A 23,537-nucleotide genomic window follows, 5' to 3' on the forward strand; every position below is an offset into this window, starting at 1 on the left:
ATGCCGCGGTTCATGGGATTCGTCAGGATGGAAGAGGGACAGGGCATGCCGCCGCAGGCGCTGTTCGACGCGATGGACGTCTACATCGGTGAGCAGGCCCAGCTCGGCCACTTCCTCGACGGGGGCGGCCTGTTCGGCACCGAGGACACGGTCAACTTCGTGGTCCGCAAGGGCGAGACCACCCGGGTCGACGGCCCCTACGCCGAGTCGAAGGAGGTCGTCGGCGGCTGGGCGCTGCTCCAGTACGACACGGTCGAGGAGGCCATCGCCGGCCAGGCCGAGTTCGCCGAGCTGCACGCGAAGTACTGGCCCGAGTGCTCGATGGTCGCGACCCTGCGCCAGGTCTCGGACGCGCCGCCGGAGGCCGCTGCCGACGCCTGATGTCGGTGGTCGAGTAGCCGCGAGCGCCAGCGAGCGGCGTATCGAGACCGTCGTGCGGCCGGCCTGGGGTGCGAGTCCCTAGGCTGGCCGCATGGCCGAGACCACCGCGGAGACCATCACCGCGACGTGGCGTGCCGAGTCGGCCCGGCTGATCGGCGCCCTCACCCGGATGACCCGGGACCTCGACCTGGCCGAGGACCTCGCCCAGGACGCGCTGCTGAGCGCGCTCGAGCGCTGGCCCGCCGACGGCGTACCCGCCAATCCCGCGGCGTGGCTGATGACCACCGCGAAGCGCCGGGCGATCGACTCGTTCCGGCGCGCCGACACGCTGCGCCGCAAGACGGCCGAGATCGGCCACGAGCTGAGCGAGGAGGACGGCATGCCCGACCTCACCGACCAGGTCGACTTCATCGAGGACGACGTCCTCCGGCTGATCTTCCTGTCCTGCCACCCGTCGCTGACCGCCGAGTCGCGCGCGGCCCTGACCCTGCGGCTGGTGGGCGGCCTGACGACGGCGGAGATCGCGCGCGGCTTCCTCGTCCCGGAGAAGACGATGGGCCAGCGCATCTCCCGCGCGAAGCGGACGCTGGCCGACGCGGGGGTGCAGCTCGAGCTCCCCCTGGGCCAGGAGCGGCTGGACCGGCTCGACGACGTGATGGCCGTGATCTACCTGGTCTTCAACGAGGGGTACGCCGCGACGGCGGGCGAGGACTGGATGCGTCCCGAGCTCACCCGCGAGGCGATCCGGCTGGCCCGGATGCTCGCGTCGCTCGTCCCCGACGAGCCCGAGGTGCACGGCCTGCAGGCGCTGCTGGAGCTGCAGGCCTCGCGCGGCGTGGCCCGGGTCGACGCCGACGGTCGGCCGGTGCTCCTCGAGGACCAGGACCGGCGGCTCTGGGACGACCTGCTCATCCGGCGCGGGCTCGACGCGCTGGCCCGCGCGGAGCGGCTGGCCGCCGAGGGACGGCCGGTCGGTCGGTACTTCCTGCAGGCGGCGATCGCCTCGTGCCATGCCCGCGCACGGGTCGCGGAGGAGACCGACTGGCCCCGCATCGCCGCCCTGTACGACGTCCTCGCCGAAGCCGCGCCCGGCCCGGTCGTCGAGGTCAACCGGGCCGTCGCGCACGGCCGCGCCCACACGCCCGAGGCCGGACTCGCCGTGCTCGACCGGCTGCCCGACGGCGCGCTCGCCGGGTCGTACCTGCTGCCGAGCGTCCGCGGCGACCTGCTCGACCGCGCCGGCCGGCACGACGAGGCGGCGGCCGCCTTCCGGGCCGCCGCCGCCCTCACCCAGAACCAGGGCGAGCGCGAGCTGCTCCTGCGCCGCGCGAGCGACGCGGAGCAGGCCGCGGCCACCTAGGACTGCGCCGAGAGGCCCCGCTCGATCGCCCCGATGATCTCGGGCCGGAGCCGCTCGGCGGAGATCACGGCGTCGACCGATCCCACCCGCACGGCCCGGTGGATGTCGTGAACGCCGTCGAACTCACTGGCGACCTCGTTGAGCTTCTCCGCCCGGACCGAGGCCCGCAGCCTGCTGAGCTCGATCGCGAGGCGACCGCGCTCGGCCGCGGTGGCCTCGGCCAGCTCCTGCTCCAGCTCCTTGACGTGCGGGTCCGCGGCGGTGCGCTTGTCCACCTCGGCCGAGAACACGACCGCTGCAGCCGGCGCGCCGCCGATGACCGAGGCGAACGAGCCCTCCAGGGCGAGCACGGTCATCCGCGGGTTGAGCGCCTTGGAGAACACCACGAAGGCACCGCCGTGGTAGCGCGAGATCACGACGAAGACGATCGGGCCGTCGAAGTTCGTGATGGCACGGCCGATCTCGGCGCCGTACTCGAGCTGCAGGTTGCGCATCGAGTCGGGCGAGCCGTCGAAGCCGGACAGGTTCGCCAGCACCACGAGCGGGCGGTTGCCGCTGGCCGCGTTGATCGCACGCGCCGCCTTCTTCGAGGAGCGCGGGAAGAGCGTGCCACCGGTGTAGGTGTCCGGGCCGTCCGTGGGAGGGAACCCGCGCCGCGGCACGGGCTTGGACTCGATGCCGATCAGGCAGACCGGGTGGCCGCCGAGGTGGGCGTCGAACACGACCGCGGTGTCGGCGTCGGCCATCCCCGCCCAGCGCTCCAGGGTCTCGTGGTCCTGGTCGGCCACCGCCCGCATGACGGTGCGGATGTCGAACGCCTTCTTGCGGTCCGGGTTGCTCGCCGCGTCGAAGATCTGTCCCACCGTGGTGAAGTCGCTGGAGGGATCGACGTGCGGGAAGTCGCGGATGTCGCGCTCGGTCGGGTCGTTCGTCGTCGTACGCCGGGGGCCGGGCTCGCCCGGGACGACGTAGGTGTGCTCGTAGTGCGCCATCAGCACGTCGAAGGCACCCGGCAGGTCGGGGGCCCAGTACTGCGCCTGGCCGTTCGCACCCATCACCCGGTCGTAGCCGCCGATGCCGAAGTTGTCCTCGGCCGAGACGCCGCCGGAGAAGTCGAGCGACTGCTTGCCGGTCAGCACCATGGCGCTGTCGGGGGTCATCACCAGGATGCCGCGCGTGTGCATCAGCATCGTGGCCTCGGCGTTCCAGTACGGCTGGGCGCCGACGTTGATGCCGGCGACGACCACGTTGATCTCGCCGCCCGCCTGGGTGAACTCGATGATCCGGCGCAGGCCGGCCGCCACCCAGTCCATGTTCTCGGTGCCGGAGTCCATGGAGATCCGGGCGCCGGCGGAGAGGGCGTACCACTCCACGGGCACGCCCATCTCCTCCGCGAGGTCGATCGCGGCGATGACCCGGCGGCACTCCGCCTCGGCGACCGCGCCGAGCGCCTTGGTCGGGTCGCCGCACAGGACGACACGGGTGACGCCCTCCGGGTGCAGCGCCGTCGGCGTCGACACGACACCGGCGATGATGCCGGCCTTGTTGAGGCCGCGCGGACGGTCCACCGGCACCAGCCGGTGGGCGTCGTCGAGGTCGTGCTCGACGAACGAGCCCTGGGCGCCGGTGAGCAAGGGGAGCAGCTCGTAGGGGTAGACCAAGCCCCGGCGACGGGCGCGCAGCACGAGGCTGTCGTAGGTGTCCAGGGTGCGCAGCGGCTCGGTGGGCGGCGCCTCGATCGCGCTGACCACCCGGCCGCCCGGGCCGGACGCGAAGCGGATCGACATCGGGACCGGCGTACCGTCCGGGCCGGCGACGCGGCCGACCGCGACGACCTCGGCGATGCCGGCGGCGTCGGTCAGCGGCGTGATCTTGCGCTGCAGGCCGGTGATCTGGTCGAGGTCGGCGTCCACGACGGGCCACACGTGGACCCAGACGTGGTTGAGGTCGAGCTTGACGCCGGCCGCCCCGCGGGAGGTGCGCGCCCGGCGTACCGCCTCGAGGCAGTTCTCGATCGCCCGCTCCGCGTGGGGTACGCCGGTGACCTGGCCGTCCTCGTCGCGGACGACGACCAGCTGCCGCACCTGGGCCAGCGCGACCAGGCGCCGGTCCTCGGGGTTGTCGCGGCCGACGCACTCGTAGAGCAGCACGTCGTGGGGCGCGTCGAGCCGGGTGATGTGGAAGTCGCGGAGCCGCCAGAGGTCCAGGCGACGGGCCACCATCGGGTGCACGCCGTGGACCAGCTCGTCCTCGACGACCTCGCCGGAGTCGTCGGTGCGGAAGGTGTAGTACTCGACCTGGGTGTCGTCGCCCGGGCAGACCGCGACCGTGACCCGACGGGCCAGGGCGAGGAGCCCGGACGCGGCCAGCGCGTCGCGGAGCGCGGCGGTGACGGCCGGTGCGGAGTCCGGGGTGGACGGCCAGTGCAGGAAGAGGTCGGCGACGACGTCGGCAGGGGCGCCGCTCTCGGCGAGCGCCGCGGCCAGCTCGCGCACCAGCGCGGAGGCCGGGTCGCTCAGCTCGTCCCACGTCCCGGTGGTCGTCACCAGGTGCCGCGCCGCGCCGTCGATCTCGTACGTCGCGCCCACGAACGGGCGACCCTCCCGCTCGGACACGGTCACGGCGCCGACCGTCTCGCGGTAGTGGCGGCGGGTCATCACCTCGAGCATCGGCTCGGGGGCACCGGCACCCGACGCGATGCGCTCGCCGAGGAAGCCCACGATCTTCTCCGGGATCGCGGCGAGCGCGTCGATCCGCGCGGCGCGGTCGGAGGCGTCGGGGTGGGCGAGCGCGGCGACCTCGTCGCGCACGCCGGCGACGACCGTCTCCCGCTCGGCGTCGACCAACGGCTGGTCGAACCAGCGGAACCGGATGCTGCGCGCCAGGTCCCCGACCGCCGGGAAGCGGCGCTGGGTGGCCGCCTTGAGCCGCTCGAGCTGGGCACGTACGTCGGCGGGGTCGGCGTCGGCGGGCGCGGGCTCGTCGATCCAGCGCTGGAGCAGGGCGACCACGACGTCGGCGTCGGTCGCCGGCCCCTGCTGGGCGAGGAAGATCCGGAACACGGCCTCCTCGAGCGCGGGCGAGCGGTCGAGACCGGTCACGCCGTAGTGCGCGAGGACCCGGCACAGCCGCTCGCGGAAGTGCTCCGGCAGGCCGCCGCGGTCGGCGTCCAGGCTGCGCAGGAAGGTGTGGAAGTGCTCGCGGGAGCTGTGCACCCGCAGCTCGTTGCGCCGCTCGTCGTCGGCCGGACGGTCGCGGTGCAGGTCAGCGATGTCGGTGAAGAGCGTGACCAGGGCGACGTCGTCGGAGACGACGTACTCCCCGGACGCCCGCAGCTCGTCGCGCGCGGTCAGGTACTCCTTGAGCGTGTCGCGGCGGTCGGCGGCCGGCACGTCGTACCCGAGGAGCTGGGCCGCGATGGTCGCGTGCGCCCGCTCGGCGCGGTCGCGCAGCGAGGTGGCGCCGCCGTCGGTGGGCAGGACCACGTCGGCGCACGCGGCGTCGGTCGCGCCCTCGCTGCCGGCCTCGTCGGCGATCGGCTCGATCCGCAGCAGGGGCGCGCCGGTCTCGACCTGGCTGCCGGTGATCACCAGCAGGTCGCGCACCCGCGCGGTGACCGGCGCCGGGATGACGGTCTCCATCTTCATGGACTCCAGGACCAGCAGCGGGGCGCCGGCCTGCACCACGTCACCGACGGCGGCCGGCGTCGCGACCACGAGGGCCGGCGCGGGCGACCGCACGACACCGCCCTCGTCGCGGCTGATCCGGTGGGCGACCCCGTCGACCTCGACCAGGTGCACGGTCCCGTGCACGGCCGAGACGATGCGGTGCTTGCGACCACCCACGACGAGGTGGGCGTGGAACTCGTCGAGCCACTCGATCTCGACGTCGGCGGTGGCGGAGCTGGCGCCCGCGGCCACGGTGATCCGGTAGCGGCCGGGGGAGAGCTGCAGCGTGGTCAGCTGGTACGTCGTACCGCGCAGCTTGACCTCGACCGGCTCGCCGACCTCGTGCTGGGCCTGCGGCCGGCCGCCGTGCGCGGTCTCGAGGAAGCGGGTGCGCTCGACCGCGAGCTGCTCGTCGTACGCCGCGACGGCGGCGGTGAGCAGGGCGATCTCCCGGTGGTCGTCGGACACGAGCCGGCCCTCGTCCCGGGCCCGGTCGATCCAGGCGGTGTCCGCCCACTGCGGCTCGCCCGAGACGACCTCCGGCTGCTGGAGCAGGTCGAGGATGAAGGCCTTGTTGGTGGTGCCGCCCTCGATGACGACGGTCGTCTCCGCCATCGCCCGGCGCAGGCGGGCGAGCGCCTCGTCGCGGTCGCGGCCGTAGGCGATGACCTTGGCGATCATCGAGTCGAAGTCGGCGGGGATGACGTCGCCCTCGCCCAGCCCGGTGTCGACGCGTACGCCCGGGCCGCTGGGCAGCTCGAGCAGCGCGACCCGACCGGGGGCCGGGGCGAAGTCGCGGTCGGGGTCCTCGGCGTTGAGCCGCGCCTCGATCGCGTGGCCGGCCTCGACCGGCCGCTCTCCCTCGAGCGCGCCGCCGGCGGCGACGTGGATCTGGGCCTTGACGAGGTCGACCGAGGTCGTCACCTCGGTGATCGGGTGCTCCACCTGCAGCCGGGTGTTGACCTCGAGGAAGGCGAACGAGCGCTCCTCGGGCTGGTAGAGGAACTCCACGGTGCCGGCGCCGGTGTAGCCGACCGCGACCGCGAGGCGCTCGGCCGAGGCCTTGAGCTCCTCGACCTGGTCGCGGGACAGCAGGGGCGAGGAGGACTCCTCGATGACCTTCTGGTTGCGCCGCTGCACCGAGCAGTCGCGGACGCCCAGGGCCCAGGCGGTGCCGTGGCTGTCGGCGATGAGCTGCACCTCGACGTGGCGCGCGCCGGTGACGACGCGCTCGAGGAAGACGACGCCGCTGCCGAAGGCACGCTCGGCCTCGTCGCGGGTGCGCTGGTAGGCGTCGGTGAGCTCGGCGGGGGTGGTGACCTTGCGGATGCCGCGGCCGCCACCACCGGCGGACGCCTTGAGCATCATCGGGTAGCCGATCCGCTCGGCGGCCGCCAGTGCCTCCTCGAGGGTGTCGACCGGGCCGTTGCTCCACGGCGCGACCGGTACGCCGACCTTCTCCGCGATCCGCTTGGACCCGATCTTGTCGCCGAGCTGGCGCATCGCGTCGGAGCCGGGGCCGATGAACGTGATGCCGAGGCGGTCGCACAGGTCGACGAAGGCCGGGTCCTCGGCGACGAAGCCCCAGCCGACCCAGACCGCGTCGGCGCGGGTGGCGACGAGGGCGCGCTCGAGGACCTCGAGGTCCAGGTAGGGCCGCGCGGAGGCGGGGCCGAGGCCGTGGGCCTCGTCGGCCTCGCGCACGAAGGTCGCGTGCCGCTCCGCGTCGGTGTACAACGCGATCGAGGTGAGGTCCTGCCCCGCCGCGGCGAGGTCCCGGACGGCGTGGATGAGCCGCATCGCGGCCTCTCCTCGGTTCACGATCGCGATTCGTGAGAACACCAGCTACCTCCGGGGTCGGGAGAAGCGCCCGGGGAGGACGCGTCGGTCGGCAGCGGTGGCTGCCGGACACATCCTCGCAAAAGATGAGGAAAGGCTCAAATATTACGTGAGGATTGCCTCATATTGTTTACCTGACCGTCACATGACGGGCCCCTGCGCCGCTCAGGCCTCCGCGATCGGCAGGACCGGTTCGAGCACCGGTCGCTTGGGCAGACGGTTGTCCCCGGTCGAGCGGCCGCGGACGTGCCGGACGAACCACGGCACCCAGAACCGGCCCAGCCACTGGGCGTCCTCGACCCGGCTGCGCCACCAGGCGCGCGCCGACAGCGGCGGCAGCGGTTCCTGCCACGACGGGTCGGGTCGTACGCCGAGCACGTCGGCGAACGCCGTCGCGAGCCGGGTGTGCCCCGCGGTGTTGAGGTGCAGCCGGTCGAAGCTCCACCAGCGCGGGTCGTTGACCGCGGGGTACTCCTCGAAGTCGACGAGCACCACGCCGTGCCGCGCCGCGGCCTCGCGGATCGCCGCGTTGAGGTCACGCACCCGCGGGGTGAGGTGCCCGGCGATGCTGAAGGTGGCGCCCGGGTCGGGGAACGTGCAGCCGATGACGGTGGCGCCGATGCCGCGCAGGGCGGCGTACATGTCCTCGAGGTCGGTCATCGTCTCGGCGAGGTCGAACGAGCCGAGCACGTCGTTCGCGCCCGCCATCACGCTCACCAGGTCCGGGTTCAGCGCGAGCGCGGGCTCGAGCTGGTCGGCGCGGATCCGCTTCGTGCGCCGGCCGCGGATCGCGAGGTTGGCGTAGAGCAGGTCCGGGTTGCTCTCGGCCAGGTAGACGGCGAACCTGTCGGCCCAGCCGCGGATGCCCCCATGCGCGTCGAGATCGTTCAGCCCCTCGGTCTGGGAGTCCCCGAGGGCGACGTACCGGTGGAACAGCACTGCTTCATTATGCCGAGCCGACCGGTGTCGTGAAGGCGTAGTCGTCGAGCGGGAAATGGGCCGCGTCCCACATCGTCTCCAGGGTGGACGCCGGTCGCAGCGGTACGTCGCCGTGCTCGTCGAAATAGTAGCTGTTCGCCGTGGAGCACTGGCCCTGGAAGAACACCTGCTTGTCCCGGCGCCCGAGCACGCTGGCGAAGTAGCCGATCCGGCTCGCGCCGCGCTTCCGGGCTGCCTTGAGCAGGCGGACGATGTGCGCCGACTGGGTCTCGATGAGATCGAAGTACGACGAGCCGTTGTAGCCGTTGTAGCCGTTGTAGCCGTAGGGCCCGAGGATCGCGAAGAAGTTCGGGAAGCCGAGGACGCTCACACCGCGGTAGGCCTGGAAGCGGTTCTCGGTCCAGAACGCCTCCAGGTCGCGACCGCCCGCCCCCTGCACCCGGGTAGACCATCGCCTCGATCCTCGAGGCGATGCGGCGCGACACCATCCGCGCCGTCGTCGACCTGTCGTAGCGGTCTCCGATCCGGTCGCGGGGAGATCTGAGTCCACCCGGTGGCGCGGATCTTCCCCACATCCGTCGAAGCCGCACAGCTCTCGACGGTTCGAGCTACTCGTCCGGATCCCAGCGCCACCAGTGCAGCCGGTGCACCTCGTCGCTGTACACACCCTCGACGCAGTGCTGGCGGGCAGCCTCGGCCAGCAGCCGCCGATTCCGACCGGACAACGTCGTCACCACGATGGTGCTGGCGCGGTCGCCGAATCGGAACCGCACTCCGTGAGACGTCCGTTCGGCGTGGACCACGTCCGCCCAGGCGAACCGACGCCGGACCGCCGCCGACACGATGCCTGGTGCGGACACCGCCACGCCGACCTGTCCGTAGGTCAGGCTGCCGAAGGGCCACCCCGTCGACACCGCGTTGAAGCCGTCCGGACGGCAGAAGATGCCGACCCGCATCGCCACGTCGGAGTAACCCGTTGCGCCTTCAGCCACGTCGACATCCTCCTCGCCGACGCCTGGGGCGGCTAGGTTCCGACCATGCCCACCTGCGCACCGGTCGACCTCACCTTCTTCGACACCGCGCCGCAGCGGTTCGAGCAGACCTGGGACGTCCCGCGGTCCGCCGAGACCTTCTTCAGCGACGACCTGGTCGAGGACCCGTTGCACTGGTGCCGCGGGCTGAGGCTCGACTGGCTCTCCCCGGCGCCGTACGGCGTCGGCGCGCAGCGCCACGTCAGCCTGCTCGGCCTGATGCACGCCGACGAGCTCTTCTTCCTCTGGGAGGACGGCCGCCGGTTCGCCTTCCACTTCACGCGGGTGAACCTGCCGATCTTCACCAGCTTCGCGGAGTACTACGAGGTCGAGCCGACCGGCTCGGACACCTGCCGCTTCACCTGGAAGGTGGCGGTCGCCCCGTCACCCCTCGGCCGCCCCGGCGGCCCCCTCAACGCCGTCCTCGTCGGTCGGCTGTTCGCCGACACGACGAGGTACGTCGCCGGCCTGACCCGGTAGCCGTGCAGCTGGCCCGCCCCCAAAAACACCGCACGCCCGCGGCTATGGGGGCACCGCAGACGTGGGCGACTCGTCGCGGCTCGGCGACCGCGGGGAGCTCCTCCTACCGTCCCTCGCTCGTCGGCGTCCTGTCATCGGAAACGCGGGAAATAGGGAACCCGGACTAGACCACCGGCGATCAGCGCTCGGCAGCCACCAGGCGCTCGAGGTTGTCGAGCTCGTTGGTCCGACCCGCGACGATGCGCTGGGTCCACTCCTCGTCGTGCAGCGGCTCGCACTCCATGACGACGTCGGTGCCGGTCGCGGTCCGCTCGAGCGTGACGACGGTCAGGTGCTGGTACGGCGCCTGCCCAGGCACGAAGTCGATGAGCGACAGGTAGGCCAGCCGGTGCGGCTCGACGACCTCGGTGAGCTCCTTGTGCGAGCTGGTCGAGAGCGGCATCCCGGCCTGCTCCATGAAGGCGATCTGCTCCGGCCCGGTGGCGGTCATCGTGTGGTCGAGCGCGCCGCCGACGCGGAGGTCGAGCCTGTCGACGGTGGTGCGGAAGCCGTCGGGAGCCCACCAGGCGGAGATGCCCTCGGGGGTGGTCCAGAGCTCCCAGATCCGCTCCGGGGAGACGGGCAGGCTGCGGCGGAGCTCGATGGTCGCGGTGGTGTTCATGGTGGTTCCTCCTGGGGTCTCGTGCTGCTGTCACCCCAGGGACGGAGCCGTCAGTCGGTTCTCGACATGCCCGCAGAGAATCGGATCCCGTTGGGCATCTGTCTGACCCCGGCACACCACCTTCAGACAGATGGCGATCGCTCGCGTGACCGGCGTCACCTAGGGTCGGGAGCCAGAGTTCGGTACCTCCAACGGGTAGGAGTCGCCCCATGTCATCGGCCACCACGCTTCGTCCGGGCCTCAAGCAACGCCATCTCTCGATGATCGCCATCGGCGGCGTGGTCGGGGCAGGCCTGTTCGTCGGGTCCGGCACGGTCATCAACGGCGTGGGGCCGGCGGCGTTCCTCAGCTACGCGGCGACCGGGATCCTCATCGTCCTGGTCATGCGGATGCTGGGGGAGATGGCCGTCGCGGAGCCGTCGGCCGGGTCGTTCTCCGACTACGCGGAGCGCTCCCTCGGCCGCTGGGCGAGCTTCTCGGTGGGCTGGCTCTACTGGTACTTCTGGGTGATCGTCGTCGGCTTCGAGGCGGTCGCGGGCGCGGCGATCCTGCAGCGGTGGCTGCCCGGCGTACCCCTCTGGATCATGGCGCTGGGCCTGCTGGTGCTGATGACCGCGACGAACCTCTTCTCGGTCCGTTCGTACGGCGAGTTCGAGTACTGGTTCTCCACGATCAAGGTCGCCTGCATCCTGGTCTTCATCCTCGCCGGGCTCGCCTTCGTGCTCGGGCTCTGGCCCGGGCGGCACGCCGACTTCTCCAACCTGACCGCGCACGGCGGCTTCATGCCGCACGGCTTCGGGTCGATCGCCTCCGGCATCGCGATCGTCGTGTTCTCCATGGTCGGTGCCGAGATCGCGACCATCGCCGCGGCCGAGTCCGCGGAGCCCGAGCGAGCCGTCGTCCGCGCCACCAACTCCGTCATCTTCCGGGTCGCGACCTTCTACGTCGGCTCGGTGTTCCTCCTCGTGGTGATCCTGCCCTGGAACTCGCAGTCCGTCCTGTCCTCGCCGTTCGTGACGGCCTTCGACGCCATGGGTGTCCCGGCCGCCGCGCAGGTGATGAACTTCGTGGTCCTCACCGCGGTCCTCTCGTGCCTCAACTCCGGGCTCTACACGGCGTCGCGGATGCTCTTCATGCTCTCCACCAAGGGCCAGGCGCCGGCCTCGGTCAGCGCCGTGACCCAGCGGGGCGTCCCGGCTCGGGCGATCCTGCTGTCGACGATCATCGGCTTCGTCTCGGTGATCGCCGCCTACACCTCCCCGGACAAGGTCTTCCTGTTCCTGCTCAACTCCTCGGGTGCCGTCATCCTCTTCGTCTACCTGCTGATCTGCTGCTCCGAGCTGGTGATGCGGCGTCGGCTGGAGCGCGAGGCGCCCGAGCGGCTCATCGTGAAGATGTGGTTCTACCCGGCCCTGCCGATCCTCGCGGCCGCCGCGATCATCGGCATCCTCATCTCGATGTACGTCGACTCCTCGACCCGCGTGCAGATCCTCTGCAGCCTCGCGTCGTGGGGCCTCGTGCTCGTCGCGTACGCCGCGCTGCGCGGCCGGATCAGCGCCCGCGCCGCCGGCGCCGTCCCGTCGACCCCGGTCGCGGAGCTCTCCTGACGATCGCTCCGCACCGCCCGGCCGATGACCCGAATGGCGTGGTCGATGATGGGTGGGTGCGCCCGGAGCTCCAGAACATCGTCGACGAGGTCTCCCGGCTGCTCGCGCACCCCGTGACCCTGGAGGACCGCACCTTCGCGATGGTGGCGTTCCATTCCCACCGTGCCGAGGTCGACGACGTGCGCCAGCGGTCCATCCTCGAGCGCGGCTCCGGCGCGGACGTCCGTCGTTGGTTCGAGGGCTTCGGCATCACCACGGCCACCGGTCCGGTGCTCACGCCCGCCGAGCCCGCGATGGGAGTGCTGCCCCGGCTCTGCCTGCCCGCGCGCTGGCGCGGCGTGACCTACGGCTACCTGTGGGCGATCGACGACGGCGACATCGACGACGCGCTGCTGCCGGCCGCGATGGAGCTCGCCGAGCAGGCCGGTGCGCTGATGGCGCAGCAGGCGCGGCACCGCAGCGACCTCGGCATCCTCCTGCAGGACCTGCTGTCCACCGACCCGGACACCGTCGAGCGGGCGGCCGAGGAGATCGACGCACGCCGGATCGTGCGGCGCGGGGTGCCGGTCGCCGTGGTCGAGCTGCAGGTCGTGCGGCGACCGACCGCGGACGCCGTACCCATCAACGTGTGGACGCTGCCCAGCTCGGTCATCGCCTGGACCGGGCCGGACCACACGACGTTGCTCGTCCCCGTGCCGGAGGGGGACGTCCGAACCGCCGAGGAGCTGGCGCGCACCACGCGTGAGCTCTACCTCGACGGCCTGCCCGAGGACCACTCGGTCGACCTCGTGGCCGGCATCGGCGTACCCACCCCCGACCTCGCCGACCTGCGCACCAGCTGGCGCCAGGCCCGCCTCGCCGCGCGCGTGCTGACCGCGGTCCCCGAACGTCGTCCGGTCGCGGCGTGGGCCGACCTCGGCATCTACCGCCTCCTGGCCTGCGGGCCCGAGGCGGTCCTCACCGAGGCGGTCGTCGACGACGCCGTACGACGCCTGCTCGAGCTCGACGACCCCGACCTCCGCACCACCGCGCTCACCTACCTGCGCGCGGGCGGCAACGTGCAACGGGCCGCCGAGCAGCTGAGCGTGCACCGGCAGACGGTGTACTACCGGCTCCAGCGCATCGGCAAGGTCACCGGCCTGGACCTCACCGACGGCGAGGACCAGCTGCGGCTGCACCTCGGCCTCACGCTCGCCCCGGTGCTCGGGCTCGTCGCCGTCCAGCCCTGACCCGCGGCCGGTGCGCCACAATGCCCCCATGACCCTCCGAGGGGCGTCGCCGCGATGATCGCGTGGCCCAAGACGCAGTACGCGCGGTCCGGCGACGTGTCCATCGCCTACCAGGTCGTCGGCGACGGGCCGATCGACGTGCTCTACGTGCCGGGCTACATCTCGCACGTCGAGCTCGTCTGGGAGGTCCCGCCGGCGGTCCACATCATCGAGCGGCTGGCCTCGTTCGCCCGGGTGATCATGTTCGACAAGCGCGGCAACGGCCTGTCCGACCCGGTCGAGGGCAGCATCACCCTCGAGGAGCGGATGGACGACCTGCGCGCGGTCATGGACGCCGTGGGCTCGACCCATGCGGCGATCCTGGGCGTCTCCGAGGGAGCTCCGCTCTCGATCCTGTACGCCGCCACCTACCCCGACCGCGTCTCCGAGCTCGTCCTGTACGGCGCGATGGCGCGCTCGACCTGGGCGCCCGACTACCCCTGGGCCACGCCCGCCGAGGACCTCCTCGAGGCGTCCCTGGAGATGACGCCCTACCTCTACGAGGGCGCGATGATCGAGGTGATGGCGCCCAGCCTCCAGGACGACCCGCAGGCGGTCGAGACGTTCGCCAAGTTCCAGCGGTACGGCGCCACCCCCGCGATGCTCGCCCAGAGCTACCTCATGTTCATGGACATCGACGTCCGCGCGGTCCTGCCGACGATCAACGTGCCCACCCTGGTCCTGCACCGCAAGGGCGATCGCGCGGTCAACCACCTCGGCGCCGCGTGGATGGCCACCCAGATCCCCGGTGCCCGGTACGTCGAGCTCCCCGGCATCGACCACACCATGTACGCCGGCGACGCCGACGCGGTGATCGACGAGATCGAGGAGTTCCTCACCGGCGTACGACGTGCCGTCGAGGTCGACCGTGTCCTCGCCACCGTCATGTTCACCGACATCGTCGGCTCGACGGTGCTGGCCGGTGAGCTGGGCGACCGGGCGTGGCGCGACCTGCTCGACCAGCAGAACGCGGTGCTGCGCCGCGAGCTCGCCCGCTTCCGCGGTGTCGAGGTCAAGACCCTCGGCGACGGCATGCTCGCGACCTTCGACGGCCCGGCGCGCGCGATCCGCTGCGGCCTCGCGCTGGTCGAGGCCGTGAAGCCGCTCGGCATCGAGATCCGGGTCGGCCTGCACACCGGCGAGGTCGAGCTCGTCGGCGACGACGTCGCCGGGATCGCCGTCCACATCGCGGCCCGGGTCGGCGCCAAGGCCGGCGCCTCCGAGGTCCTCGTCTCCAGCACCGTGAAGGACCTCGTCGCCGGCTCCGGTATCGCCTTCGCCGAGCGCGGCGAGCACGAGCTCAAGGGCATCCCCGACACCTGGCGCCTGTACGCCGTCGACGGCTGACCCGGCCGCTCACCCCGAGCTCTTGTGCACCGTGACAGCCGGGGTCGGGAAGCTCGTTCACCACGCCACGTACGGACAGGCCTGAGAAGGCCTACTTTGGTGAGATGCGAGTGCTCGACAAGGTCATCACCAAGGCCCAGGCGACGATCCCCATGGAGCGGCAGGTCCAGGGCCTCCACCTCTTCACGAAGGTGAAGCGGCGGGTGGTCGGGGACGACCAGCCGGTCTTCGCCGACGAGGTGCTCCCCGACGTCGACACGCTCGAGCTGACCGAGATCGACGTCAGCAACCCGTTCCTCTACCGCCAGGGCCAGTGGCTGCCGTACTTCAAGCGGCTGCGGGACGAGGTGCCGGTCCACTTCCAGGCGAACAGCGCCTTCGGGCCGTACTGGTCGATCACGCGGTACGACGACATCATCACCGTGGACAAGGACTTCGAGACCTACTCCGCCGAGCCGCAGATCGTCATCGGTACGCCGCCCGAGGGACTCGACATCGAGATGTTCATCGCGATGGACCCGCCGCGCCACGACCAGCAGCGGGGCGCCGTCCAGGGCGTCGTGGCCCCCCAGAACCTCGAGGAGATGGAGGGGCTGATCCGCTCGCGCGTGCAGGAGGTCCTGGACAGCCTGCCGGTCGACGAGCCCTTCGACTGGGTCGACAAGGTCAGCATCGAGCTCACCTCGCGGATGCTCGCCACGCTGCTCGACTTCCCCTACGACCAGCGCCGCAAGCTCGTCTACTGGACCGAGCTGGCCGGCGCCAGCGCCGGCGCGACCGGCGGCCCCGTCGACATGGACGAGCTGTACACGGGCGTCGCCGACATGGCGAAGAGCTTCAGCGCGCTGTGGCACGACAAGGCCGCGCGCCGCGCCGCCGGCGAGAAGCCGGGCTACGACCTGATCACGCTGATGCAGATGTCCGAGGACACCAAGGACCTGATCAACCGGCCGATGGAGTTCCTCGGCAACCTGATCCTGCTCGTGGTCGGCGGCAACGACACGACCCGCAACTCGATGTCGGGCGGTGTCTACGCGCTCAACCAGTTCCCCGATCAGTTCGAGCGGCTGAAGGCCGACCACAGCCTGGTCCCGAAGCTGGTGCACGAGATCATCCGGTGGCAGACGCCGCTGGCCTACATGCGCCGGATCGCGACCAAGGACACCGTCCTCAACGGCCAGTTCATCCGCAAGGGCGACAAGGTCGTCATGTGGTACGCCTCGGCCAACCGCGACGAGCGCACCTTCGAGAACCCCGACGACTTCGTCATCGACCGCCCCAACGCCCGCCACCACCTCTCCTTCGGCATCGGCGTCCACCGCTGCATGGGGAGCCGGGTCGCCGAGATGCAGCTGCGGATCCTGTGGGAGGAGCTGCTCGCGCGCTTCGCGGACATCGAGGTCGTCGAGGAGCCGGAGTACCTCCAGTCCAACTTCGTCCGCGGCTACACGAAGATGATGGTCCGGCTCACGCCGCTCGGGCAGGAGCCCCGGCCGCGTGCCCGCAAGGAGGCCGTCGCCGCGGCCCGCCCCGCGCCGAACCGCTCCCGCGAGGGCTGGGTCACCACGACCCAGGAGACCGAGCTCGACCTGCAGGTCGCGGGTCGTCGCGAGGTGGCCGACGGGATCGTCGAGCTCACCCTCGCGGACCCGTCCGGCGCCCAGCTGCCGTCGTGGACGGCCGGCGCCCACGTCGACCTGGTCCTCAGCCCGTCGCTGACGCGGCAGTACTCGCTGTGCGGCAGCGCCGCCGACGCGACCTCCTGGAAGGTCGGCGTCCTCCGCGACCCGACGAGCCGGGGCGGATCGGCGTACGTCCACGACAAGCTGGCGGAAGGCGCGACGGTCCGGGTACGCGGTCCGCGCAACCACTTCCCGCTCGTGGCGTCGCCGCGCTACCAGTTCATCGCCGGCGGCATCGGCATCACCCCGATCCTCGCGATGATCGAGGCGGCCGAGGCGCGGGGCACGGAGTGGAGCCTGCTGTACGGCGGTCGCTCGCGCGCGTCGATGGCGTTCCTCGACCGGCTCGAGGGCGACCCCCGGGTGACGGTCTGGCCGCAGGACGAGAAGGGCCTGCTCGACCTCGCCTCCGTGCTCGGCACGCCGCGGCCGGACACGCTGGTCTACTGCTGCGGCCCCGGTCCGCTCCTCGACGCCGTCGAGGAGGGGTGCGCGGGATGGCCGGACGGCAGCCTGCACATCGAGCGGTTCGCGGCCAAGAAGGTCGACGCGTCGGAGGACGCGCTCGACTCCTTCGAGGTGGAGTGCTCGCGCTCGGGCGTGACCGTGACCGTGCCCGAGGGCACGTCCATCTTCGACGCGGTCGAGAAGGCCGGCGTCGATGTACTCGGGTCGTGCATGGAGGGCATCTGCGGCACCTGCGAGGCCGACGTGCTCGAGGGCACGCCCGACCACCGCGACTCGATCCTGTCCAAGGCGGAGCGCGAGCGTGGCGACACGATCATGCTCTGCGTCTCCCGCTCGCTGTCGAAGAAGCTGGTGCTGGACGTATGAGCTATCCCCGGGAGTGCTGGTACGTCGCCGCGACCTCTGACGAGGTCGGCGACGGCTTCACCACGCGACGCGTCGTCGACACCCACGTCGTGCTGTTCCGGCTCGCCGACGGCTCGATCGCCGCCCTCGAGGACCGCTGCGCGCACCGGCCGTACCCGCTCTCGGCCGGCCACCGCGAGGGCGACCTCGTCGTGTGCGGCTACCACGGCTGCACGTACGACGCGACCGGCCGCTGCGTCCGTGTCCCCTCGCAGGACAACCCGCCCGCGGGCGCCCGCGTGCGCGCGTTCCCCGTCGTCGAGCGCGGGCCCTTCGTCTGGGTCTGGACCGGCACCCGCGGCGGCGAGCGGCTCCGGCCGCCCCCGGCGACGCCGTGGCTCGCGGGCGACGGCTGGAGCAGCGTGGGGGAGCGACGTACCGTCGCGGCCGAACTCGGCCTGCTGCACGAGCACTACCTCGACCTGACCAACGTCTTCGAGATGCACCCCGAGCTGGTGCCGCCGGGCATCGAGGCGCTGCCGCCGCTCGAGGAGGTCGAGGTCTCGGAGGTGTCGGTCTCCTACCTGCGCGAGCTGCCGAAGGCACCGTTGGCGCCGTGGGAGGCACTGGTCTCCGGCATCGACAGCGTCGGCTCGTTCGGTCGCCGGGAGACCGGGACGTTCGTGACGCCCGGCCTGCACCAGCAGACGTACACGATCAGCGGACCCGACGGCCCCGAGCTGGAGCTGGTCCGCACCCACGGCTTCACGCCGGAGACCACAGGCCGGACCCACGTCTTCCTGCAGATCTCGTGGCGCGGCTCGTCGGTGTCGCCGGACGCGGGCGCCCAGCTGGCCGCGGTCTTCCACGAGATGGCCGACCGCGACACGGCCGTGCTCGAGACGGTCCAGCGCTGCCGCGACGAGGACACCACGCCACGGCGGTACTTCAACGTCAAGGCCGACCGCGCCGCCGTACGGGCGCGACGGATCCTGACCTCGATGGTGGAGGACGAGCGCGGCTCCGGAACCCGCTAACCTCGCGGCGTGCAGGTCGTCGAACGCATCGCCTCGGGTCGCGGGGGCTTCGTCCTCTTCGCCATCACGCCCCCTCGGGAGTCGACGCCGGCCGAGCGCCTGCCGGAGATCGCCCGGGCCACGATCGAGCGCCTCGAGGGCCTCGACCTGGACGGACTGGTGCTCTACGACATCGACGACGAGAGCTCGCGGAACCAGGCCGAGCGGCCGTTCCCGTTCAGCCCGACGATCGACCCGTCGGCGTACCGTGCCGATCACCTGCAGGACTGGCCGACCCCGGTCGTCGTCTACCGGGCGGTGGGGAAGTACCAGCGCGAGGGGCTGCGCAGCTGGCTCGCCGACCAGGACCCGCAGCGCACGCTGACGGTGATGGTCGGCGCCGCATCGAGCGGCGTCTCCGCGCCGGTGTCCCTGAGCGAGGCGCAGGCGCTGCGTGCCGATGCCAACCCGGACCTGCTGCTCGGGGGAGTGGCGATCCCCGAGCGCCACAGCCGCCGCGACAACGAGCACCTGCGCCTGATCGCCAAGCAGGAGGCGGGCTGCCGCTTCTTCGTGACCCAGGTCGTCTACGACCTGAACGCCGCCAAGAACCTGGTCTCCGACTACCGCTACGAGTGCTCGGAGCGCGGGCTCGCCCCGGTCCCGATCGTCTTCACCTTCTCGGTGTGCGGCTCGATGAAGACCCTCGAGTTCCTCCGCTGGCTCGGCGTCGACGTCCCCCGATGGATCGAGAACGACCTCCGCCACGCCACCAACCCGCTCCGCGCCTCGCTGGAGCAGGCCGCCGCGACGGCCGAGGAGCTCGCCGACTTCTGCGACCGCCTCGGCGTACCGTTCGGCCTCAACGTCGAGAGCGTCTCCATCCGCCGCGAGGAGATCGAAGCCTCCGTCGAGCTCGCGGCCCAGCTCGCCGCCCGCCTGCGCTCCTGACCGAACGCAGTCGGTCGCGACCGGCGTAGGCGCAGAGGAGCTGGCGAGCGGTGACACAAGCGCGATGCCACCATGCCCGTTGCGATCGCCTCCGAGCCGCGGCTCACCCGCAGATCCGCCGATCGGGCAGCAGAGCGCACGAGTGGGCGCGATGATGGGCGTCGTGAGGCCTCTCGTGGCAGCGGTGTGGATCGCGCTCATCGTCATCGAGGTAGTGGGCGCTGCGAACGCTGCAGGCCCGCTGTCAGGGGCGGCGTACCTCGGCGCCGCCATCACGGGCGCGCTGGGCACCATTGCCTATCTCCGGGGTCAGGCGTTGTCTGCTGCCTCGCGTCTCGTGGCCGACGTTGAGGCTGGTCGGATCGCCTGGGGTGCCCGGGTTCGGTGCCGGACCACCGACGGTCGAGCCGCTCGGTTCGCTGGGTCACTTGCCGTCACCCAGACGTTCGAGTTCGTGTTCACCCCGGACTCGTGGAGCAAGAAGCGCGGCGCCGAGCCACGCTCGTGGGCCCCGGGCGCGCGGATCGTCCTCGGCGCAACTCGTAGGGACATCACTGGTCTGGTCGTCCACGACCTTCTGCTGACGCCGCGAGACAGTCCATCGGTCCGCTTCTTCGGCTACGGCGTGGTTGGAAGCCTTCCGGCGATCTGTCGTGCTACCTGATGTGCCCACGGGCCGCGCATTACTCAGCGCCTTCCGCTTGCACAGAAGCTGGGCGCGTTTCGCGGCAGATCTGGGCGTTCACAAGCGGCGGATTGATGCCGGTGGAGGTGAGCCGAGGCGAACCGCGGGTACCGGGACGCGGCAGCCACCACCGGACCCGAGGAGGACCGATGCCGAGCAAGAGCGCGAACGTGAAGAACGAGAAGCAGTACGAGGCCCTGAAGGACAAGGGCATGTCGAAGGAGCGGGCGGCGCGGATCGCGAACTCGTCCGACGCGTCGAAGCACGGGGGCGAGAAGAGCCACTCCGGGAGTGGTGACAGCTCCCAGGGCGGCACGCACGCGCAGAAGGTCAAGGCCGGGCGCAAGGGTGGGAAGGCGTCCCACCGGTGAGCGGCCAGGACGATCCGCGCGCCGGCTCGGGCAGGGGAGGCACGCTGGGAGCTCCGGCGATGGGGGATCCGCCGGAGGAGCTGCGGCCGGACGAGGACCCCGAGGAGGGGTACGTCGTCAGCGGCGGCGGTGTCGCACGGCCGGCCGACGACCAGGATCCGACGACCGACGACGCTGGCGAGCGCTGAGCGACAGACACCGAGACGACCCGTTCACAGGATCTCCTTGCGGGGCGGAGGCGCGAGCTCGCCGTGCTTGCTGGTGCGCAGCCCGAGGCGGACGAGCTTCTCGACCTCGGCCGTCGCGGCGGCCACCCCGTCGATGACCGGTACGCCGAGCTCGACCGACATCTCGGAGCAGAGGTCGGCCATCCCCGCGCAGCCGAGCACGATCACGTCGGAGCCGTCGTCGAGGAATGCCTGCTTGCACACCTGGAGGATCCGGGCACGCGCGGTGGGGTCCGTCGCGACGTCCAGCACGGCGATCTCGCAGGCGTGGATGCCGGCGCAGAGGTCGGCGACGCCGTACTGGCGTGCGATGTCCCAGGCGTGGCCGACGGTGCGCGCGAGCGTCGTCACCACGCTGAAGCTGCGTCCGAGGTAGCCGGCGGTGCGCATGGCCGCCTCGGCGATGCCGACCACCGGGCCGTTCGCCACCTCGCGGGAAGCGAGCAGGCCCGGATCGCCGAAGCACGCGATGACGAAGCCGTCGTAGCCGGCGGCCTCAGCCGCCTCGATCGTCGTGACGACGCCGACGGCAGCGAGCACCTCGTCGCGATGGCTCTCGATCGACACGGGTCCGCGGGCCGGGCTGACCGCGTCGACGGTCACGCCCGGCCCGCTCACGGCAGCGCCCGCGCACGCCCCGATGAGCGCGGTCATCGACCCGGTGGTGTTCGGGTTGACGACCAGGCTCCGCATCAGGCGGGCGCCCTATTCCAGCCTACGAGTTCACCATTTCGTTCCAGCGCTAGTGGTCAGACAACTTCGCATATGCGAAACTGTCTGTCGTGGTTCTTGTGGCTGTCTCGACCGTCGCCGAACGGCTGGGCGTCTCGACGCGACAGGTGCAGCACCTCGTCGCCAAGGGAGACCTGCGTCAGGTCGCCCGCGGGGTGATCGACGAGAGCTCGGTCGACCGATTCCTGGCTGTCCGCGGCGAGTCCCGCCGTCGGGCGTGGTCAGAGTCCACTGCTTGGGGAGCGCTCGCGCTGCTCGCCGGAGCCGATGCGGAGTGGCTGGGATCGAGGCAACGGACCAGGCTGAAGGCACGGCTCCGCGAGCTGTCGAGTACCGGCCTGGTCGAGCGCACCCGAGGGAGGGCTGCCGTGACCCGGTACCGCGCACATTCGAGCGCCGGCCGGTATCTGCTTGGGGAACTGGTGTATCCGGCGAATGTGGCTGGGCAGCTCGGACTGGCTGAAACCAACGACATCGACGGCTATCTCGCGGCCGGTGACGTTGCCCGAGTCGTGTCTCGTCACGGCCTGATTCGCGATGACGAAGGTCGCGTGACGCTCCGAGCCACGACTACCTCGCTCGATCTCGTTCGCGACCTAGCTGGTCGCGGCGTCGTACTCGCGGCGTTGGACCTGGCGGAGTCCTTGGATGTACGTGAGAGGCGGGCAGGCCTCGAAGCGCTCGACCAGGCGCTGGAGGACTTCCGTGGCTGAGCGCCCGACCATCGACGTGCCGAGCCCGCCCGGCGGTTGGGTCGGCCCGTGGCTGAACGTCGCCGAGATCGAAGCCGTGCTCCCGCATGAGAAGTGGACTCTCGTCGGCGGTCTCATGACCCAGCTTCACGGGATCTACCGCGGCATCGACGCCCTGCGGCCAACCAATGACGTCGACATCGTGCTCCATGTGGAGACGACCCGAGGCGTGGCCTCCGAGGCAGCCCGCGCACTGGAGTCGATCGGCTACGTGTTCAGCCCGTCGATCGACGAGCGAAACAGGGTCGCCCATCGGTTCACGCGGGCGGAGTCGCGGGTCGACCTCGTCACCAGTGGATCCGATGTCGTCGACGTGCTGGTGGCCGACCACGCCGCTCCGCGAGTGGTCGAGAAGCTGCGCGGCAAGGACATGATGGTGATCGAAGGTGGTACCCGGGCGCTGCGGCGACCGATCAACGCGCGGATGGGCATCACCCCCGACCGCACCACGACGGTCAGCGTGCCGTCGCCGTTCGGCGCCCTGATCCTCAAGGCTGCCGCGTATCAGACCGACGCCCGCGACAAGGAGCGTCACGTACAGGACGCCGCGCTCTTGCTGGCATGCATCGACGATCCTTACGCGCTTCGTGAGCAGTTCGCCGGATCGGACAAGTCCCGGCTCACGGCGATCGCCGGGCATTGCACGATGAGGCCTGGGTCTGGCGCGCGCTGCCCCCAGATGGGCGGGCCGACGGACAGGTCGCGCTCCGAATCCTCACGGCCTGACCCCCGCCTGCAGCATCACTCGCGGCGGAATGACGCGGCCTTCGCGGCGCAGCACCGTGGTCAACCCGTCAGCACGACGTAGCCCTCAGACCACTCGTCTCGATTGACTTCGTAGCGAGCAATCTCGAACGCCTCTGGATGATCTCGAAATCCCGGGAGTCGAGCGCAGCGTTCGATCCGCTCGCGAGCCAGCTCCTCCGATGCGTAGACCCCAAGCAGCTTCGCCTCAGGCGTCTCGTCATAGATGTCGTCGCCATGCCAAAGCAGCCACACGTGACTTGGTGCGTTCACCTTCGCATCGTGCCACGGGCAAGGCGCGCGGCTGCCAGCTGGCAGATTCGTCCTGTCCGGCTCGCGGCGGAAGGACGCAGCCGTCACGGCACGACAGGGCGGGATGTATTCGACTGCGGGTCGTCGCCGCGCCGGAGCATGATGGGGCGGTGACGCCTGAGCCCGCAGACCGGCATGTCTTCTACGGATCTCGGCACTCCTGGTGGGTCTACGTGGTGCTCTTGTTGGTGTCCGCTGTTGTGCTGGCAGTCCCGATCTTTGTTCCTGGGCGTGGCGGCATATTCCTGCAGGCGATGTCCGGCGCTTTCGCAGTTGGGGCGATGTGGGCAGCATGGCGCGGCACTCGTGCGGGCACGGTCTGGGTCACGGGCAACGACGTGGTGGTCTTCGGAGCGATGCGGACTTGGAAGTTCAAGCTGGAAGGGACTCGCTTCGAAGCACGCCTGGTGCCGCTTCCGTACATGCGCACGCCACATGTCGTGCTGGTGGCGCACGTCAGCAACGGCCGTACCATCGTCATGAGGTCGATTAACAGCGGAGCGCGTGACGCTCATCTGCATAAGACGTGGGTCGATGCAGTCGTAGCGCAGTTGAACGGCTGGGGTGGCTAGGGCTTAGGGATCACGGGTTGGGGTGACACCCGGTGTGCCTGCGCGTAGGTGTGGGCCACGGAAGACAGTCTCTGGATTGCTCAAGATCTAGAGAACAGG

22 protein-coding genes are annotated in these 23,537 nt (G+C 71.0%); 15 read left to right on the forward strand and 7 right to left on the reverse strand.

Annotation, left to right across the window (positions count from 1 at the left end):
- Positions 1-27: 27 nt before the first annotated feature.
- Positions 28-381 (forward strand): YciI family protein, encoded by a 354-nt coding sequence (locus ACYVAQ_RS19610; RefSeq protein WP_460792174.1) that lies wholly within the window; start codon positions 28-30, stop codon positions 379-381.
- Between the two features lie 91 nt (positions 382-472).
- Positions 473-1,741: an RNA polymerase sigma factor gene (locus tag ACYVAQ_RS19615; RefSeq protein WP_460792175.1), complete on the forward strand. Its 1,269-nt coding sequence runs from the start codon at positions 473-475 to the stop codon at positions 1,739-1,741.
- Here the strand turns inward: ACYVAQ_RS19615 and ACYVAQ_RS19620 are convergent.
- From ACYVAQ_RS19620 to ACYVAQ_RS19635, 4 genes are all read right to left on the reverse strand, one after another.
- Positions 1,738-7,251 carry an ATP-binding protein gene (locus ACYVAQ_RS19620; protein WP_460792176.1) on the reverse strand — a complete coding sequence of 1,838 codons (5,514 nt, stop codon included), beginning with the start codon at positions 7,249-7,251 and terminating at the stop codon, positions 1,738-1,740. The genes ACYVAQ_RS19615 and ACYVAQ_RS19620 overlap by 4 nt on opposite strands.
- Before the next feature lie 162 nt (positions 7,252-7,413).
- Positions 7,414-8,187 (reverse strand): SGNH/GDSL hydrolase family protein, encoded by a 774-nt coding sequence (locus ACYVAQ_RS19625; protein ID WP_460792177.1) that lies wholly within the window; start codon positions 8,185-8,187, stop codon positions 7,414-7,416.
- A gap of 7 nt (positions 8,188-8,194) precedes the next feature.
- The gene (locus tag ACYVAQ_RS19630; protein ID WP_460792178.1) at positions 8,195-8,626 is read right to left on the reverse strand and encodes a hypothetical protein; all 432 of its coding nucleotides are present in this window, start codon (positions 8,624-8,626) and stop codon (positions 8,195-8,197) included.
- A 169-nt stretch (positions 8,627-8,795) separates the two neighbouring features.
- Positions 8,796-9,179, reverse strand: coding sequence for a hypothetical protein (locus tag ACYVAQ_RS19635; RefSeq protein ID WP_460792179.1), 384 nt, complete (start codon positions 9,177-9,179; stop codon positions 8,796-8,798).
- Positions 9,180-9,224: 45 nt separating this feature from the next.
- On the opposite strand from ACYVAQ_RS19635, the gene ACYVAQ_RS19640 reads away from it, so the two are divergent.
- Positions 9,225-9,698 carry an SRPBCC family protein gene (locus ACYVAQ_RS19640; protein ID WP_460792180.1) on the forward strand — a complete coding sequence of 158 codons (474 nt, stop codon included), beginning with the start codon at positions 9,225-9,227 and terminating at the stop codon, positions 9,696-9,698.
- A gap of 178 nt (positions 9,699-9,876) precedes the next feature.
- On the opposite strand, the gene ACYVAQ_RS19645 is transcribed toward ACYVAQ_RS19640, so the two are convergent.
- The gene (locus ACYVAQ_RS19645; protein WP_460792181.1) at positions 9,877-10,359 is read right to left on the reverse strand and encodes an SRPBCC family protein; all 483 of its coding nucleotides are present in this window, start codon (positions 10,357-10,359) and stop codon (positions 9,877-9,879) included.
- A 209-nt stretch (positions 10,360-10,568) separates the two neighbouring features.
- Between ACYVAQ_RS19645 and ACYVAQ_RS19650 the strand changes: the two genes are divergently transcribed.
- From ACYVAQ_RS19650 to ACYVAQ_RS19690, 9 genes are all read left to right on the forward strand, one after another.
- Positions 10,569-11,966 carry an amino acid permease gene (locus ACYVAQ_RS19650; protein ID WP_460792182.1) on the forward strand — a complete coding sequence of 466 codons (1,398 nt, stop codon included), beginning with the start codon at positions 10,569-10,571 and terminating at the stop codon, positions 11,964-11,966.
- Between the two features lie 56 nt (positions 11,967-12,022).
- Positions 12,023-13,195 (forward strand): PucR family transcriptional regulator, encoded by a 1,173-nt coding sequence (locus tag ACYVAQ_RS19655; RefSeq protein WP_460792183.1) that lies wholly within the window; start codon positions 12,023-12,025, stop codon positions 13,193-13,195.
- 54 nt (positions 13,196-13,249) lie between these two features.
- Positions 13,250-14,581 (forward strand): adenylate/guanylate cyclase domain-containing protein, encoded by a 1,332-nt coding sequence (locus tag ACYVAQ_RS19660; protein ID WP_460792185.1) that lies wholly within the window; start codon positions 13,250-13,252, stop codon positions 14,579-14,581.
- Between the two features lie 104 nt (positions 14,582-14,685).
- Positions 14,686-17,097 (forward strand): cytochrome P450, encoded by a 2,412-nt coding sequence (locus ACYVAQ_RS19665; RefSeq protein ID WP_460792186.1) that lies wholly within the window; start codon positions 14,686-14,688, stop codon positions 17,095-17,097.
- Positions 17,094-18,113 carry a Rieske 2Fe-2S domain-containing protein gene (locus tag ACYVAQ_RS19670; RefSeq protein ID WP_460792187.1) on the forward strand — a complete coding sequence of 340 codons (1,020 nt, stop codon included), beginning with the start codon at positions 17,094-17,096 and terminating at the stop codon, positions 18,111-18,113. Before ACYVAQ_RS19665 ends, ACYVAQ_RS19670 begins: the two co-directional genes overlap by 4 nt.
- Before the next feature lie 9 nt (positions 18,114-18,122).
- Positions 18,123-19,043, forward strand: a complete 921-nt coding sequence (locus ACYVAQ_RS19675; RefSeq protein WP_460792188.1) for a methylenetetrahydrofolate reductase — start codon at positions 18,123-18,125, stop codon at positions 19,041-19,043.
- A 151-nt stretch (positions 19,044-19,194) separates the two neighbouring features.
- Positions 19,195-19,707: a hypothetical protein gene (locus ACYVAQ_RS19680; protein ID WP_460792189.1), complete on the forward strand. Its 513-nt coding sequence runs from the start codon at positions 19,195-19,197 to the stop codon at positions 19,705-19,707.
- A 170-nt stretch (positions 19,708-19,877) separates the two neighbouring features.
- The gene (locus ACYVAQ_RS19685) at positions 19,878-20,099 is read left to right on the forward strand and encodes a DUF7218 family protein (RefSeq protein ID WP_460792190.1); all 222 of its coding nucleotides are present in this window, start codon (positions 19,878-19,880) and stop codon (positions 20,097-20,099) included.
- The gene (locus tag ACYVAQ_RS19690; RefSeq protein WP_460792191.1) at positions 20,096-20,287 is read left to right on the forward strand and encodes a hypothetical protein; all 192 of its coding nucleotides are present in this window, start codon (positions 20,096-20,098) and stop codon (positions 20,285-20,287) included. The genes ACYVAQ_RS19685 and ACYVAQ_RS19690 overlap by 4 nt, the downstream gene beginning before the upstream one ends.
- A 24-nt stretch (positions 20,288-20,311) precedes the next feature.
- Here the strand turns inward: ACYVAQ_RS19690 and ACYVAQ_RS19695 are convergent, their stop codons facing one another.
- Positions 20,312-21,019 (reverse strand): aspartate/glutamate racemase family protein, encoded by a 708-nt coding sequence (locus ACYVAQ_RS19695; protein ID WP_460792193.1) that lies wholly within the window; start codon positions 21,017-21,019, stop codon positions 20,312-20,314.
- 89 nt (positions 21,020-21,108) lie between these two features.
- Between ACYVAQ_RS19695 and ACYVAQ_RS19700 the strand changes: the two genes are divergently transcribed.
- Both ACYVAQ_RS19700 and ACYVAQ_RS19705 read left to right on the forward strand, forming a co-directional pair.
- Positions 21,109-21,771 (forward strand): hypothetical protein, encoded by a 663-nt coding sequence (locus ACYVAQ_RS19700; RefSeq protein ID WP_460792194.1) that lies wholly within the window; start codon positions 21,109-21,111, stop codon positions 21,769-21,771.
- Positions 21,764-22,618 (forward strand): hypothetical protein, encoded by an 855-nt coding sequence (locus ACYVAQ_RS19705; protein ID WP_460792195.1) that lies wholly within the window; start codon positions 21,764-21,766, stop codon positions 22,616-22,618. The genes ACYVAQ_RS19700 and ACYVAQ_RS19705 overlap by 8 nt, the downstream gene beginning before the upstream one ends.
- On the opposite strand, the gene ACYVAQ_RS19710 is transcribed toward ACYVAQ_RS19705, so the two are convergent.
- Positions 22,597-22,827: a DUF7336 domain-containing protein gene (locus ACYVAQ_RS19710; RefSeq protein ID WP_460792196.1), complete on the reverse strand. Its 231-nt coding sequence runs from the start codon at positions 22,825-22,827 to the stop codon at positions 22,597-22,599. The two genes, ACYVAQ_RS19705 and ACYVAQ_RS19710, sit on opposite strands and share 22 nt — an antisense overlap.
- A gap of 149 nt (positions 22,828-22,976) precedes the next feature.
- Between ACYVAQ_RS19710 and ACYVAQ_RS19715 the strand changes: the two genes are divergently transcribed.
- Positions 22,977-23,438, forward strand: a complete 462-nt coding sequence (locus ACYVAQ_RS19715) for a hypothetical protein (protein WP_460792197.1) — start codon at positions 22,977-22,979, stop codon at positions 23,436-23,438.
- Positions 23,439-23,537 lie beyond the last annotated feature (99 nt).

It is taken from the genome of Nocardioides maradonensis (genome assembly GCF_054777115.1).

What these genes read in the sequence shown, in the direction of transcription:
- ACYVAQ_RS19665 (WP_460792186.1), top strand. Translation starts at nt 14,686, where the DNA reads ATGCGAGTGCTCGACAAGGTCATCACCAAGGCCCAGGCGACGATCCCC.
- ACYVAQ_RS19650 (WP_460792182.1), top strand. Translation starts at nt 10,569, where the DNA reads ATGTCATCGGCCACCACGCTTCGTCCGGGCCTCAAGCAACGCCATCTC.
- ACYVAQ_RS19695 (WP_460792193.1), bottom strand. Translation starts at nt 21,019, where the DNA reads ATGCGGAGCCTGGTCGTCAACCCGAACACCACCGGGTCGATGACCGCG.
- ACYVAQ_RS19670 (WP_460792187.1), top strand. Translation starts at nt 17,094, where the DNA reads ATGAGCTATCCCCGGGAGTGCTGGTACGTCGCCGCGACCTCTGACGAG.
- ACYVAQ_RS19610 (WP_460792174.1), top strand. Translation starts at nt 28, where the DNA reads ATGGAAGAGGGACAGGGCATGCCGCCGCAGGCGCTGTTCGACGCGATG.
- ACYVAQ_RS19645 (WP_460792181.1), bottom strand. Translation starts at nt 10,359, where the DNA reads ATGAACACCACCGCGACCATCGAGCTCCGCCGCAGCCTGCCCGTCTCC.
- ACYVAQ_RS19640 (WP_460792180.1), top strand. Translation starts at nt 9,225, where the DNA reads ATGCCCACCTGCGCACCGGTCGACCTCACCTTCTTCGACACCGCGCCG.
- ACYVAQ_RS19615 (WP_460792175.1), top strand. Translation starts at nt 473, where the DNA reads ATGGCCGAGACCACCGCGGAGACCATCACCGCGACGTGGCGTGCCGAG.
- ACYVAQ_RS19680 (WP_460792189.1), top strand. Translation starts at nt 19,195, where the DNA reads ATGATGGGCGTCGTGAGGCCTCTCGTGGCAGCGGTGTGGATCGCGCTC.
- ACYVAQ_RS19660 (WP_460792185.1), top strand. Translation starts at nt 13,250, where the DNA reads ATGATCGCGTGGCCCAAGACGCAGTACGCGCGGTCCGGCGACGTGTCC.
- ACYVAQ_RS19685 (WP_460792190.1), top strand. Translation starts at nt 19,878, where the DNA reads ATGCCGAGCAAGAGCGCGAACGTGAAGAACGAGAAGCAGTACGAGGCC.